Source organism: Pseudomonas sp. KBN12P06040, from assembly GCF_037574965.1.
Taxonomy (GTDB): domain Bacteria; phylum Pseudomonadota; class Gammaproteobacteria; order Pseudomonadales; family Pseudomonadaceae; genus Pseudomonas; species Pseudomonas aeruginosa.
This window is the reverse complement of sequence record NZ_JBBELS010000001.1, coordinates 2,375,263-2,387,449: the sequence shown is the minus strand read 5'-3', so window position 1 is coordinate 2,387,449 and position 12,187 is coordinate 2,375,263. Positions and strand designations below refer to the sequence as shown.

General features: G+C 66.9%; 13 protein-coding genes and 1 tRNA gene. 8 read left to right on the top strand and 6 right to left on the bottom strand.

All coding sequences use genetic code 11. The features are described 5' to 3' along the window. The first annotated feature begins 106 nt into the window (after positions 1 to 106). Positions 107 to 196 (top strand) — tRNA-Ser (locus tag VQ067_RS11290). A gap of 417 nt (positions 197 to 613) precedes the next feature. Next, positions 614 to 865 carry an outer membrane lipoprotei OprI gene (gene oprI, locus VQ067_RS11285; RefSeq protein WP_003090944.1) on the top strand — a complete coding sequence of 84 codons (252 nt, stop codon included), beginning with the start codon at positions 614 to 616 and terminating at the stop codon, positions 863 to 865. A gap of 123 nt (positions 866 to 988) precedes the next feature. On the opposite strand, the gene VQ067_RS11280 is transcribed toward oprI, so the two are convergent. The 3 genes from VQ067_RS11280 to tesA all read right to left on the bottom strand — a co-directional run bounded on the left by VQ067_RS11280 (position 989) and on the right by tesA (position 2,977). After that, complete coding sequence (locus VQ067_RS11280; RefSeq protein ID WP_003090946.1) at positions 989 to 1,960, bottom strand: L,D-transpeptidase family protein; 972 nt, start codon at positions 1,958 to 1,960, stop codon at positions 989 to 991. Between the two features lie 77 nt (positions 1,961 to 2,037). Beyond that, entirely contained in the window at positions 2,038 to 2,316 is a 279-nt protein-coding gene (locus tag VQ067_RS11275; RefSeq protein WP_003090947.1) for a hypothetical protein, read from the bottom strand. Positions 2,317 to 2,371: 55 nt separating this feature from the next. Beyond that, positions 2,372 to 2,977, bottom strand: coding sequence for an esterase TesA (gene tesA / locus VQ067_RS11270; RefSeq protein WP_003119867.1), 606 nt, complete (start codon positions 2,975 to 2,977; stop codon positions 2,372 to 2,374). Positions 2,978 to 2,987: 10 nt separating this feature from the next. Between tesA and VQ067_RS11265 the strand changes: the two genes are divergently transcribed. From VQ067_RS11265 to greB, 3 genes are read left to right on the top strand one after another with little or no spacing between them, the layout of a single operon-like run. Beyond that, entirely contained in the window at positions 2,988 to 3,671 is a 684-nt protein-coding gene (locus tag VQ067_RS11265; protein WP_003090949.1) for an ABC transporter ATP-binding protein, read from the top strand. An 8-nt stretch (positions 3,672 to 3,679) separates the two neighbouring features. After that, the gene (locus tag VQ067_RS11260) at positions 3,680 to 6,172 is read left to right on the top strand and encodes an ABC transporter permease (RefSeq protein ID WP_003122524.1); all 2,493 of its coding nucleotides are present in this window, start codon (positions 3,680 to 3,682) and stop codon (positions 6,170 to 6,172) included. Positions 6,173 to 6,223: 51 nt separating this feature from the next. Beyond that, positions 6,224 to 6,730, top strand: a complete 507-nt coding sequence (gene greB / locus VQ067_RS11255; protein WP_033953980.1) for a transcription elongation factor GreB — start codon at positions 6,224 to 6,226, stop codon at positions 6,728 to 6,730. A gap of 12 nt (positions 6,731 to 6,742) precedes the next feature. On the opposite strand, the gene VQ067_RS11250 is transcribed toward greB, so the two are convergent. Continuing rightward, a complete protein-coding gene (locus VQ067_RS11250; protein WP_003090952.1) occupies positions 6,743 to 7,060 on the bottom strand; it encodes a hypothetical protein in 318 nt (105 codons plus the stop codon). 176 nt (positions 7,061 to 7,236) lie between these two features. On the opposite strand from VQ067_RS11250, the gene thpR reads away from it, so the two are divergent. The 3 genes from thpR to VQ067_RS11235 all read left to right on the top strand — a co-directional run bounded on the left by thpR (position 7,237) and on the right by VQ067_RS11235 (position 9,988). After that, positions 7,237 to 7,785, top strand: a complete 549-nt coding sequence (thpR, locus tag VQ067_RS11245; protein WP_033990839.1) for an RNA 2',3'-cyclic phosphodiesterase — start codon at positions 7,237 to 7,239, stop codon at positions 7,783 to 7,785. A 195-nt stretch (positions 7,786 to 7,980) separates the two neighbouring features. Next, the gene (lipA, locus tag VQ067_RS11240) at positions 7,981 to 8,916 is read left to right on the top strand and encodes a triacylglycerol lipase (RefSeq protein WP_003090955.1); all 936 of its coding nucleotides are present in this window, start codon (positions 7,981 to 7,983) and stop codon (positions 8,914 to 8,916) included. Positions 8,917 to 8,965: 49 nt separating this feature from the next. After that, on the top strand, positions 8,966 to 9,988 hold the full coding sequence (locus VQ067_RS11235; protein WP_003110995.1) for a lipase secretion chaperone: 1,023 nt from the start codon (positions 8,966 to 8,968) through the stop codon (positions 9,986 to 9,988). Positions 9,989 to 10,155: 167 nt separating this feature from the next. Here the strand turns inward: VQ067_RS11235 and VQ067_RS11230 are convergent, their stop codons facing one another. Together VQ067_RS11230 and VQ067_RS11225 are read right to left on the bottom strand one after the other, a co-directional pair. Continuing rightward, entirely contained in the window at positions 10,156 to 10,590 is a 435-nt protein-coding gene (locus tag VQ067_RS11230) for a DoxX family protein (protein WP_003090958.1), read from the bottom strand. A 98-nt stretch (positions 10,591 to 10,688) separates the two neighbouring features. Then, the gene (locus tag VQ067_RS11225) at positions 10,689 to 12,119 is read right to left on the bottom strand and encodes an MltF family protein (protein ID WP_003138728.1); all 1,431 of its coding nucleotides are present in this window, start codon (positions 12,117 to 12,119) and stop codon (positions 10,689 to 10,691) included. Positions 12,120 to 12,187 lie beyond the last annotated feature (68 nt).

Sequence of the window (12,187 nt, the reverse complement as noted above, 5' to 3'; positions counted from 1 at the left end):
TTCCTCCGACGACCTAAGCCGATGAAAAAGTTAAAAAAATATTTGCCAAGCGGGAAATGTTCGAGTAAATTGCGCGCCTCGACAGACACGGCGCTGTCGAGAACCTGGTGAGGTGTCCGAGTGGTTGAAGGAGCACGCCTGGAAAGTGTGTATACGGGAAACCGTATCGAGGGTTCGAATCCCTCCCTCACCGCCAGATCGCAAGAAGGCCCGGCTAATCAAGTTAGCCGGGCCTTTTTCATTTCCGCACCAATACTTACGGCATTTCCGGCAACATGCTGGCAACTTAGTTGTTACTTGCCACTCCCCGCCAAGTCGATAAGCGCCAGCCACTCCGGCGGAACATTCTCGACAACCCGGCAGCCCTCATCCCCCGCCTCTTGCAGCAACTCTACCCAAGGTCCGGGAAATTGCTTACTTGCGCCGCACGCTGGATATTTTTTGAACAAACGACACTCCAACTACTGCTAAAGTCGGGGGGGCTAAAAAAAAAAGTTGCTCGGCTTGCGCTTGGTCAGTTTACTTACTACAAGTAATGGGTAGTATGTAGCCGGCTAATTTCCCCGGCTGGGGAGATTGCTGTTATGGAAATGTCCACCTTAAGGGGAACACGATGAACAACGTTCTGAAATTCTCTGCTCTGGCTCTGGCTGCTGTTCTGGCCACCGGTTGCAGCAGCCACTCCAAAGAAACCGAAGCTCGTCTGACCGCTACCGAAGACGCAGCTGCTCGTGCTCAGGCTCGCGCTGACGAAGCCTATCGCAAGGCTGACGAAGCTCTGGGCGCTGCTCAGAAAGCTCAGCAGACCGCTGACGAGGCTAACGAGCGTGCCCTGCGCATGCTGGAAAAAGCCAGCCGCAAGTAATAGGTCTCACGACCTGTTGAAAACCGGTCCCTCGGGGCCGGTTTTTTTATGCCTGCGTTTCGCCGGGCATGAAAAAACCCGCGTCCCTTGCGGGTACGCGGGCCTCTGCCTCGACGCTCTCCGTCAGGGCGTAAGCTGGGTAGGATCGCTATCCACCGTCGCGGTCATCGCCGGCGCCGATTCCTGGGCGATTTCCACCGGCACGCCATCCTCCGAGGCCACCACTTCGCGGACCACGTCCCAGTTCAACTGGATACGCTTGGCCAGGTCGTCGCGCTTGAGCAGGGTATTGATCACCGCGGTGTGCTTATCCACCACCGACGGGTCGCCATGGTCGTTCAGCGGCGTATGCGCCTCCAGGTAGACCTTGCCGTTGCTCACGCCGAACTTGTAGGGCTCGTTGATGATACGCACGCTGGTGCCGACGCTGATCATCGAGAACAGGTGGGTCACGTCGGCGTTGTACATGCGGAAGCAGCCATGGCTGGTGCGGGTGCCGATGCCGAACTTCTTGTTCGAACCATGGATCAGGTAGCCCGGCACACCCAGGGTCAGCTTGTACGGTCCCAGCGGATTGTCCGGGCCCGGCGGCACCACGGTCGGCAGCGGATCGCCATCGGCGGCGTGCTCGGCGCGGATCGAGGCCGGCGGATACCAGGCCGGGTCCTTGGTCTTGGCGGTGATGCGGGTGTTCGCGATCGGCGAACCCCAGCCCTCGCGGCCGATGCCCAGCGGATAGGTGTGCACCACGTTCTGCCCTTTCGGGTAGTAGTACAGGCGGTACTCGGCCAGGTTGATCACCACGCCTTCGCGCGGGCCAGGCGGCAGCACGAAGCGGGTCGGGATGATCACCTCGGTGCCGACGCCCGGCAGCCAGGGATCGACGCCCGGGTTGGCGGCGACCATTTCGCTGTAGCCCAGGTTGTACTGCTCGCCGAGGTCGGCGAACGTGTCCTCGTACTTGGCCTTGATCACCTGGACCTGGCCGACGACGTCCTCGCCCGGAGGCGGGAGCTGCAGTTCCAGGGCCGATGCGGAGCCGGCCGAAAGCAGCGCGGCGAAAGACAGTGAGACAACGGGTACGCGCGACAACATTCCGGAGAATCCTTGGCGAGTGCGATGAAGGAGTAGGAAAGACAGTGTAACACCCCGCCAGGTTTCACCGGGAGGGCTCAGACCAACCAGGACAGGCGCTCCCCGCGCTTTTCCGCCTCCAGTTGTTTCCGGCAATCGGGACACAGCAGCCGGTCGCGCAGACGCGCCCGTTCCAGCGGCTGCCAGCGCGGCTGGGCCGGCAGCAGCTTGCCGCAAAGCGTGCGGTCCGCCGGGGTATCCAGCTCCAGCTGACGCGCCACCACATGCACCCGGACCTCGCGACAGGCGAACAGGTCCAGCTGATCGTCGGGCTCGATCAGTTGATAGGCGTAGAGGGTCCAGGCGGGACGCGGCATGGGGGGCTCCTGAGGGGTGCGCAACCTTAGCCGAAAGCGGTTTCCCGGGGAAGTCTCAAAGCAGCGGTTTCAGCGTCGGCCAGACATTTTCCAGGAGCCTCGGCTGGGCGGCGAGCGCCGGATGGATGCCATCCGCCTGCATCATCCCCTGGACCCCGCCGACCCCTTCGAGGAAAAACGGCACCAGGGCGGTCTTTTCCTGCGCCGCAACCGCGCCGTAGACCTTGGAAAAGGCCTCGATGTAGCGCGGGCCGTAGTTCGGCGGCAACTGGATACCCAGCAGCAGCACCTTCGCCCCTTCCGCCCGGGCCTTTTGCGCCATGCTGGCAAGATTCTGTTGCAATTGCGCCGGCGCCATTCCGCGCAGCCCGTCGTTGCCTCCCAGCTCGATCACCACCAGCGCCGGCTTCTCCTCGGCAAGCAGCGCCGGCAGGCGCGCCAGGCCGCCCGCGGAGGTGTCGCCGCTGATCGAGGCGTTCACCACCCGGTAGTCGTAACCTTCGTCGGCGAGGCGCTTCTGCAACAGGGCGACCCAGCCCTGGCTGGTATCCAGTCCCAAAGCGGCGCTGATACTATCGCCCACGACCAACAGCGTCTGCGCCGCGGCCTGCTGGGTCAGCAGGACCAGGGCCAGGCAGCCGCTCAACAGCAATGCACGCATCGGAACCTCCATGAGCGCCAGCATTCTCAACGCGCAGAACCTTAGCAAGGTTGTCGGTAGCGCGGAAGGCAAGTTGACCATCCTCCACGACCTCTCCCTCGACCTCGCCCGCGGCGACAGCCTGGCGATCGTCGGCAGTTCCGGCTCCGGCAAGTCGACCCTGCTCGGCCTGCTCGCCGGGCTCGACCAGCCCAGCGGCGGCGAGGTCCGTCTCGCCGGGCACGCCCTCGGCGACCTCGACGAGGACCAGCGGGCGCGCGTCCGCGCGGCCCATGTAGGCTTCGTGTTCCAGTCGTTCCAGTTGCTCGACAGCCTCGATGCGCTGGAGAACGTGATGCTGCCCCTGGAGCTGGAAGGCCGCGCCGACGCTCGCCAGCGCGCCAGAGAACTGCTCGAGCGAGTCGGCCTCGGCCAACGCCTGGGCCACTATCCGCGCCAGCTCTCCGGCGGCGAGCAGCAGCGGGTCGCCATTGCCCGCGCCTTCGCGGCGGAGCCGGACGTGCTGTTCGCCGACGAACCCACCGGCAACCTCGACAGCGCCACCGGCGAGCGGATCAGCGACCTGCTCTTCGAACTCAACCGCGAACGCGGTACCACCCTGGTCCTGGTTACCCACGACGAGCGTCTGGCGCATCGCTGCCGGCGCCTGATCCGTCTGGAAAGCGGACGCCTGATCGACCGGGTCGAACCCTGATGAAGCCGGTGCCCCTCTCCCGCCTGCTGAGCCTCGCCGGTCGCCAATTGTTCCGCGAGTCGCGCAGCGGCGAGCTGCGCGTGCTGTTCTTCGCCCTGCTGATCGCGGTCGCCTCGAGCACCGCCATCGGCTATTTCAGCGCCCGCCTGAACGGCGCCATGCTCGCCCGCGCCGCCGAGTTCCTCGGCGCCGACCTGGTGCTCAACGGTACCCAGCCGGCAAGCGCCGAACAGATCGAACGCGGCACCCGTCTGGGCCTGCGCCACGCCGACAGCGTCGAGTTTTCCAGCGTGATCGCCACCGACCAGGGCATCCAGCTCAGCAGCATCAAGGCGGTCGGCGACCGCTACCCCTTGCGCGGCCAGCTCAAGAGCGCTGCCGCGCCGTTCGCCGCCGAGCAGGCCGGCGGTCGTCCGCAGGCGGGCGAGGTATGGGTCGAATCGCGCCTGCTGGTCAGCCTCGACCTGAAGGTCGGCGACAGCATCGAGATCGGCCGCAAGCCGCTGCGCATCGCGCGCATCCTTACCTACGAGCCGGACCGCGCCGGCGACTTCTACAGCCTGACGCCCCGCGCCATGATGAGCCTGGCCGACCTCGATGCCACCGGGGTGGTCCAGCCGGGCAGCCGGGTGCGCTACCGCGATCTGTGGGAAGGCCCGCCGGAAGCCCTCCAGGCCTATCGCCAGCAGGTCAAGGGCAGCCTCGCCGCCAACCAGCGCCTGCAGGATGCCCGCGACGGCAACCGCCAGGTGGGCGATGCCCTCGGCCGTGCCGAGCGCTACCTGAACCTGGCCAGCCTGGCCGCGGTGCTGCTCGCCGGCGTCGCCGTGGCGCTGTCCGCCGCCCGTTTCGCTGCACGGCGCTACGACGCCAGCGCGCTGCTGCGCTGCCTCGGTCTGTCGCGCAGCGAAACCCTGCTCCTCTACGCGCTGCAACTGTTGCTGCTGGGCCTGCTCGCCAGCGCCATCGGCGCCCTGCTCGGCTGGTTGGCACAGCTCGGCCTGTTCCGCCTGCTCGCCACGCTGCTGCCGCCGGACGTACCGGCCGGCGGCCTGTTCCCCGCCTTCGCCGGGATCGCCACCGGCCTGGTAGCGCTGGCCGGCTTCGCCCTGCCGCCGCTGGCAGCCCTGGGCCGGGTACCGCCGTTGCGGGTCCTGCGCAGCGACCTGCTGCCGGTGCCGATGCGCACCTGGATGGCCTACGCCTGCGCCCTGCTCGCCCTGGGCCTGATCATGTGGCGGTTGAGTCTCGACCTGAAGCTGACCCTCGCCCTGCTCGGCGGCGGCCTGGTCGCCACGCTGGTGCTCGGCGCCCTCCTGCTGCTCGGCCTAAACGGCCTGCGCCGGGCACTGGCGCGTGCCAGCCTGCCATGGCGGCTGGGACTCGGCCAGTTGTTGCGGCACCCGCTGGCCGCCGCCGGACAGAGCCTGGCCTTCGGCCTGATCCTGCTGGCCATGGCCCTGATCGCCCTGCTTCGCGGCGAACTGCTGGATACCTGGCAGGCCCAGTTGCCGCCGGACGCCCCCAACCATTTCGCCCTGAACATCCTGCCGACGGAAAAGGACGCCTTCGAACGTCGCGTGCAAAAGCTCTCCCCCGGCGCCGAGCCGCTGTTCCCCATGGTTCCCGGGCGCCTGGTAGCGGTGAACGGCAAGCCGGTCCAGGCGCTCGACGAAGACGTGCGCAGCGAGCGTGCCCTGCAGCGCGACCTCGGCCTGACCTGGTCAGAGCGACTGCCCTCCGGCAACCAGCTCACCGCCGGACGCTGGTGGAGCGCGCCGCAGCCGGGGGCCCTGCCGGGCGTGTCGGTGGAAGAGAAGCTGGCCGCCAACCTGCGTATCCAGGTCGGCGACCGGCTCACCTTCAGCGTCGCCGGGCAGAATCGCGAGGTCCAGGTCCAGAGCCTGCGCAAGGTGAAGTGGGACAATTTCCAGCCGAACTTCTTCATGGTCTTCCAGCCCGGCACCCTGACCGACCTGCCGGTGACCTACCTGACCAGCTTCTACCTGCCGGCCAGCCAGGAACGCGACCTGATCGAACTGGCCCGCGCCTTCCCCACCGTCACCCTGCTGCCGGTAGACGCCCTGCTGAGCCAGCTGCGGAGCATCCTCGACCAGGTCACCCTGGCCGTGGAGTACGTGCTGGTGTTCGTTCTCGCGGCGGGCTTCGTGGTGCTCTTCGCCGGCCTCCAGGCGACCCTCGACGAGCGCGTGCGCCAGGGTGCCCTGCTGCGCGCGCTGGGTGCCGAGCGCGAGTTGCTGCAACGTACCCGGCGGGTCGAGTTCGCCCTGCTCGGCGCAGTCAGCGGCCTGCTCGCGGCGCTCGGCTGCGAGGCGGTCAGCCTGCTGCTCTACCGACTGGTCTTCGACCTGCCGTGGCAAGCGCACCCCTGGTTGCTCGCGCTGCCTCTGGTAGGCGCCGTGCTGGTAGGCGGCGCCGGCCTGCTGGGTACCCGTCGCGCCCTCAACAGCAGCCCGCTGCGGGTCCTGCGCGAGGGCTGATCGGATACACTGGCAGGCTTTCATCCGTTCATTTGTGGAACCACCCGAACCATGAGTCGCTATCGTCCACCGCGCACCGCCGGCACCCCGCTGATCACTCCGGAGGGCGCCACGCGGTTACGTGCAGAGCTGCATGAACTCTGGCACGTGCGCCGTCCCCAGGTGACCCAGGCGGTCAGCGAAGCCGCCGCCCTCGGCGATCGCTCGGAAAACGCCGAATACATCTACGGCAAGAAGATGCTCCGCGAGATCGACAGCCGCGTGCGCTTCCTGCGCAAGCGCCTGGAGAACCTGAAAGTGGTCGGCGAGCGGCCGGCGGATCCGAACCGGGTGTACTTCGGCGCCTGGGTGACCCTGGAAGACGAAGACGGCGAGCAGGCCCGCTATCGCATTGTCGGCCCCGACGAACTGGACCTGCGCAACAACCAGATCAGCATCGACTCGCCGCTCGCCCGCGCACTGGTCGGCAAGGAGCTGGACGCCGAGGTGCTGGTGCGCACCCCGGCCGGGGAAAAGCTCTGGTTCGTCGTCGAGATCGAGTATCCGCCGGCGCCCTGAGGGGCCACGCGCTCAGCGCAGGATACGGCGGGTGATCAGGCCCTGGCGGGCGACCCGGATCAGTTGCCGGACCACCAGGTCCAGGTCTTCCGCCCCGGGGGCCTGGACCACGGCGAAGTCGAACGCGTCGCTGGGGAAGCGCGCCAGGTCCTTGCCGTCCTGGGCGAACTGGATAAGGAAGGTACGCGAACCGTTCCAGCGCTTCGGCCAGCCTTCGAGGTAACGGACGAGGGTCGGCTGGTGCGGCCCGCTGAGGAGAATCCTCGGGTTCCGCCGGACCAGGCCGGTGGTGATGGGTGCCAGGCGCAATTGCGTGCTGGGACAGGTCATGACGTCATGTCTCCGCCTCTTCGGTCCCGCTGGACAGCGGTGAGAGGCAACACCGAGCCAGCGCTTTAGCGGTATTTCGGCTGCTGCCGAGCGCCCCGCAAGTTGCTGTTTAAATCGGCGCACGCGCATCCTAGAAAAGCCGCATGGAGACTGTCAAGAAACACGCGGAGGCGCCCATGCCCGATCGCTCTCTTCGCCTGTTCTTCGCCCTGCCCTGTCCACCTCCCCTCGCCGAGCGGATCGGCCGGTGGCGCGATGACCAGCCACTGCCCGGACGCCAGGTGGCGACGGCGAACCTGCACCTGACCCTGGCCTTCCTCGGGCAGGTCCCGTCCGCTCGGCTCGAGGCCCTGCTGGACATGGCCGCGGCCATCGAGGCCGCGCCCTTCGACCTGTGTCTCGACCGTCTGCTGCGCTGGAGGAACGGCATCCTGCTGCTGGCCCCCAGCCAACCGCCCGGCGCCCTCCTGCGCCTGCGCCGCGCCCTGCGCTCAGGCCTTGCCGAACTGGAGCTGCCTGTGGAAACCCGCCCATTCAGCGCCCATCTGACCCTGGCTCGCGATGCCGCGCCGCTGGAGGACGTCCCGCTACCCCCAACCTTCGTATGGCAGGTCGACCATTTCAGCCTGTTTTGCTCGCAAAACGACGCCGCGGGCGTGCGCTACCGCACACTCGGTCGCTGGGCGTTGTGCGGGGAAGATTCAAACGAGCGTTTCGCGCCGTAACAACCCGCCTCTTCCGCTCTGCCACGCAGGTTATGACCGGCCGCCAGGAAGCCGCGGATTTCCTGGCCTGGAGGAAAAAAGCCGAAGCTGGCACGGTTCCTGCGCAAGGGACAGCGAAGCGGTTCTCCCGGAAGGATTCGGGCGATGGCTGGCAGGACGCGCCCCTCGGCCCCATCAACCTGAGATGAGAACAACATGAAGAAGAAGTCTCTGCTCCCCCTCGGCCTGGCCATCGGCCTCGCCTCTCTCGCTGCCAGCCCTCTGATCCAGGCCAGCACCTACACCCAGACCAAATACCCCATCGTGCTGGCCCACGGCATGCTCGGCTTCGACAACATCCTCGGGGTCGACTACTGGTTCGGCATTCCCAGCGCCTTGCGCCGTGACGGTGCCCAGGTCTACGTCACCGAAGTCAGCCAGTTGGACACCTCGGAAGTCCGCGGCGAGCAGTTGCTGCAACAGGTGGAGGAAATCGTCGCCCTCAGCGGCCAGCCCAAGGTCAACCTGATCGGCCACAGCCACGGCGGGCCGACCATCCGCTACGTCGCCGCCGTACGTCCCGACCTGATCGCTTCCGCCACCAGCGTCGGCGCCCCGCACAAGGGTTCGGACACCGCCGACTTCCTGCGCCAGATCCCTCCGGGTTCGGCCGGCGAGGCAGTCCTCTCCGGGCTGGTCAACAGCCTCGGCGCGCTGATCAGCTTCCTTTCCAGCGGCAGCACCGGTACGCAGAATTCACTGGGCTCGCTGGAGTCGCTGAACAGCGAGGGTGCCGCGCGCTTCAACGCCAAGTACCCGCAGGGCATCCCCACCTCGGCCTGCGGCGAAGGCGCCTACAAGGTCAACGGCGTGAGCTATTACTCCTGGAGCGGTTCCTCGCCGCTGACCAACTTCCTCGATCCGAGCGACGCCTTCCTCGGCGCCTCGTCGCTGACCTTCAAGAACGGCACCGCCAACGACGGCCTGGTCGGCACCTGCAGTTCGCACCTGGGCATGGTGATCCGCGACAACTACCGGATGAACCACCTGGACGAGGTGAACCAGGTCTTCGGCCTCACCAGCCTGTTCGAGACCAGCCCGGTCAGCGTCTACCGCCAGCACGCCAACCGCCTGAAGAACGCCAGCCTGTAGGACCCCGGCCGGGGCCTCGGCCCCGGCCCTTTCCCGGAAGCCCCCTCGCGTGAAGAAAATCCTCCTGCTGATTCCACTGGCGTTCGCCGCCAGCCTGGCCTGGTTCGTCTGGCTGGAACCTTCCCCCGCACCCGAGACGGCGCCCCCGGCCAGCGCGCAGGCGGGCGCAGACCACGCCCCGCCAGCAGCCTCCGCGGGAGAAGCGGTGCCGGCCCCCCAGGTCATGCCGGCCAAGGTCGCGCCGCTGCCAACCTCCTTCAGGGGCACCAGCGTCGATGGCAGTTTCAGCGTCGACGCCAGCGGCAACCTGCTGATCACCCGCGACATCCGCAACCTGTTCGACTACTTCCTCAGCGCCGTCGGCGAAGAGCCCCTGCAGCAAAGCCTGGACCGCCTGCGCGCCTACATCGCCGCCGAACTCCAGGAGCCGGCGCGCGGCCAGGCGTTGGCGCTGATGCAGCAATACATCGACTACAAGAAGGAACTGGTGCTGCTCGAACGCGACCTGCCGCGCCTGGCCGACCTCGACGCCCTGCGCCAGCGGGAAGCCGCGGTGAAAGCCCTGCGCGCGCGGATCTTCAGCAACGAAGCGCACGTGGCGTTCTTCGCCGACGAGGAAACCTACAACCAGTTCACCCTGGAGCGCCTGGCGATCCGCCAGGACGGCAAGCTCAGCGCCGAGGAAAAGGCCGCCGCCATCGACCGCCTGCGCGCCAGCCTGCCGGAAGACCAGCAGGAAAGCGTGCTGCCGCAACTGCAAAGCGAACTGCAGCAGCAGACCGCCGCCCTCCAGGCCGCTGGCGCCGGCCCGGAAGCCATCCGCCAGATGCGTCAGCAACTGGTGGGCGCCGAAGCCACCACCCGCCTGGAGCAACTCGATCGGCAACGCTCGGCCTGGAAGGGCCGGCTGGACGACTATTTCGCCGAGAAGAGCCGGATCGAAGGCAATACCGGCCTGAGCGAAGCCGACCGCCGCGCGGCGGTCGAACGCCTGGCCGAGGAGCGCTTCAGCGAACAGGAACGCTTGCGCCTGGGCGCGCTGGAACAGATGCGCCAGGCCGAGCAGCGCTGACCGACACGGAAACGCCAAGAACGCGGCGAAGGGCGCTTCGGCGGATAACGCTACCCTCAGGGGTGCAGCCCTGGCGTGGCCGGCGAGGCGGAAACCTTGTGCTGCGCGCCGCAACGAAAAAGGGCGGCCACCCGAAGGTGTCCGCCCTTTTTCGTCGCCAGCCCGGTTCAGCGGGACAGCTTGCCGTCCAGCGAGAACTTGCCGGCGCCATCGATCAGCAGCGCCACGCTGATCATCAGCAGGGTCAGGGCATATTCATAGCCGTTGTCGGTGATGAAGAAGCCATTGCCGATGTGCACGCTGAAGATCGCCACGATCATGGTGAAGCCCACCACCACCGACGCCGGACGCACCAGCAGGCCGATCACCAGCGCCAGGCCGCCGAAGAACTCGGCGCTGCCGGCCAGGGTCGCCAGCAGGTAGCCAGGGGTCAGGCCGATGGATTCGAACCACTGCGCCATGCCATTCAGGCCGGCGCCGCCGAACATGCCGAAGAGCTTTTGCGAACCGTGGGACATCAGGGTAAGACCGGTGACGATACGCAGGATGGCCAGGCCGGCACCGGCGTTGGTCGACAGGATGGTCTTGATCAGTGGATTCATGGTGCGTCCTCAGGTGTGGGATAAGATGGGCACACTATAGGCAAGATAATTCGATATTAAAACCGCAAAAAACGCGTTATCAATATCGAATTTATAGATTATTTTTGAGCCGTCGCCGTCTTCGCACGCACCCCGGGCTCCAGGCGAACCCGTTCGCGTTCATATGCAAGGTAGTACTTGTTGACGCTGCTGACATAACTCACCACACCCATGCCTATCTCTTCCGCAGCCACCCGCTCTACCTGGAAGAACCAGCGATTCGGATCGAGCCCCCGGCGACGCGCCTGGGTGCGCAGGTTCTGCACCCGCTCCGGGCCCATGTTGTAGGCCGCCAGGGTGAACGCCAGGCGCTCGCGCTCGTCGAGGTGCTTGCTGGAGAAGAACTGCTTGCGGATCTTGGTCAGGTAGCGACTGGCGGCCAGCACGTTGCTGTCCTTGTCGTGCACATTGCCGACCCCGACGCTGCGCGCCGCCGCGGGGGTGATCTGCATCAGCCCGCTGGCGCCGCCGGAACCGCGCGCCTTCGGGTTCAGGTGCGACTCCTTGTAGGCCACCGCCGCCAGCGCCAGCCAGTCCATGCTGCTCTGCTGCGCGTAGCGCTGCAGCAGTGGACGGACCGCTTCCAGGCGCTTGCGGTCCGCCGCGCCGAGGGGGTTGCGGACCTTGTAGGCGCGCCGGTAGACGCGCTGGAAAGCCACGTCCTGGTCGGCCGGCGCGCGGTAGTCGGCGAGGAAGCGGTCGATGGTCGCGCGCAGGGTGCTGGCATCGCGGCGCACGTACCAGGCCATGTCGGCGCGATTGTCCAGCACCAGGTGGCGGTCGACGCGCAGCTTCGGCAGCACCTTGGCCCAGCGTTCGGCGATGGGCTGCTCGACCACGGTGAAGCCGAGGATGCCTGCCTGGACCATTTCCATCACATCCTCGACGGCCAGGGAAGCGTCCAGCTTTTCGATACGGATCGGTGCCATGCGGCGTTGCGCCAGGCGCTGGTTGACCAGTTCGATGGCGCCCTCGGCGGCGCTGCCGGCCGGCAGCGGGATGGTCCGCCCGGACAACTGCTCCAGGCGCGTGTAGCGCCGATTGCCCTTGCGCGCCACCAGCACCAGCGGTACATCGGCGCGCACCGGCGCGCTCGGGCTGACCTGCAGGCCGTCGTGCGCCGGCAGCAGTTCGCCGGGGGCGACCAGGTCGCCTTCGCCACGCTGCAGGGCGGCAAGCAACTGGTCCTTGGGCTTGGGTATGAGCTTGAGGGTGAGGTTCCGCGCGGACGGCGAGCGGCTGTTGAGGTATTGCTCGAAGGCGCGCAGGCGACGGTACTCGACGCCGATCGGCTCGCCCTTCACCTCGCCCGAGCTGTTGCGGCTCTGGTTGACCAGCACCTTGAGCACGCCAGCGCGGCGGATGCTCGCCAGGTCGCGGGTCTCCGGCTGTTCCTTGTGCCAGTTGTCCGGCTGGCCGGTGATGCGCGCAGCCGCCGGCAAGGGTGCGAGCACCAGCAGGCAAAGCGAAAGCAGCAACAGACGCGTCATCCAGGTCTCCAGAGGCCAGGCTCGATGTCCCTCTCCGGGGGACCGGATCAATCAGAGCATGGCAGTCT

Bases quoted from the DNA above. Each gene is read 5' to 3' on its own strand.
- VQ067_RS11230 (WP_003090958.1), bottom strand. From the start codon at position 10,590: ATGAATCCACTGATCAAGACCATCCTGTCGACCAACGCCGGTGCCGGC.
- oprI (WP_003090944.1), top strand. From the start codon at position 614: ATGAACAACGTTCTGAAATTCTCTGCTCTGGCTCTGGCTGCTGTTCTG.
- VQ067_RS11275 (WP_003090947.1), bottom strand. From the start codon at position 2,316: ATGCCGCGTCCCGCCTGGACCCTCTACGCCTATCAACTGATCGAGCCC.
- tesA (WP_003119867.1), bottom strand. From the start codon at position 2,977: ATGCGTGCATTGCTGTTGAGCGGCTGCCTGGCCCTGGTCCTGCTGACC.
- lipA (WP_003090955.1), top strand. From the start codon at position 7,981: ATGAAGAAGAAGTCTCTGCTCCCCCTCGGCCTGGCCATCGGCCTCGCC.
- thpR (WP_033990839.1), top strand. From the start codon at position 7,237: ATGCCCGATCGCTCTCTTCGCCTGTTCTTCGCCCTGCCCTGTCCACCT.
- VQ067_RS11280 (WP_003090946.1), bottom strand. From the start codon at position 1,960: ATGTTGTCGCGCGTACCCGTTGTCTCACTGTCTTTCGCCGCGCTGCTT.
- greB (WP_033953980.1), top strand. From the start codon at position 6,224: ATGAGTCGCTATCGTCCACCGCGCACCGCCGGCACCCCGCTGATCACT.
- VQ067_RS11265 (WP_003090949.1), top strand. From the start codon at position 2,988: ATGAGCGCCAGCATTCTCAACGCGCAGAACCTTAGCAAGGTTGTCGGT.
- VQ067_RS11225 (WP_003138728.1), bottom strand. From the start codon at position 12,119: ATGACGCGTCTGTTGCTGCTTTCGCTTTGCCTGCTGGTGCTCGCACCC.
- VQ067_RS11250 (WP_003090952.1), bottom strand. From the start codon at position 7,060: ATGACCTGTCCCAGCACGCAATTGCGCCTGGCACCCATCACCACCGGC.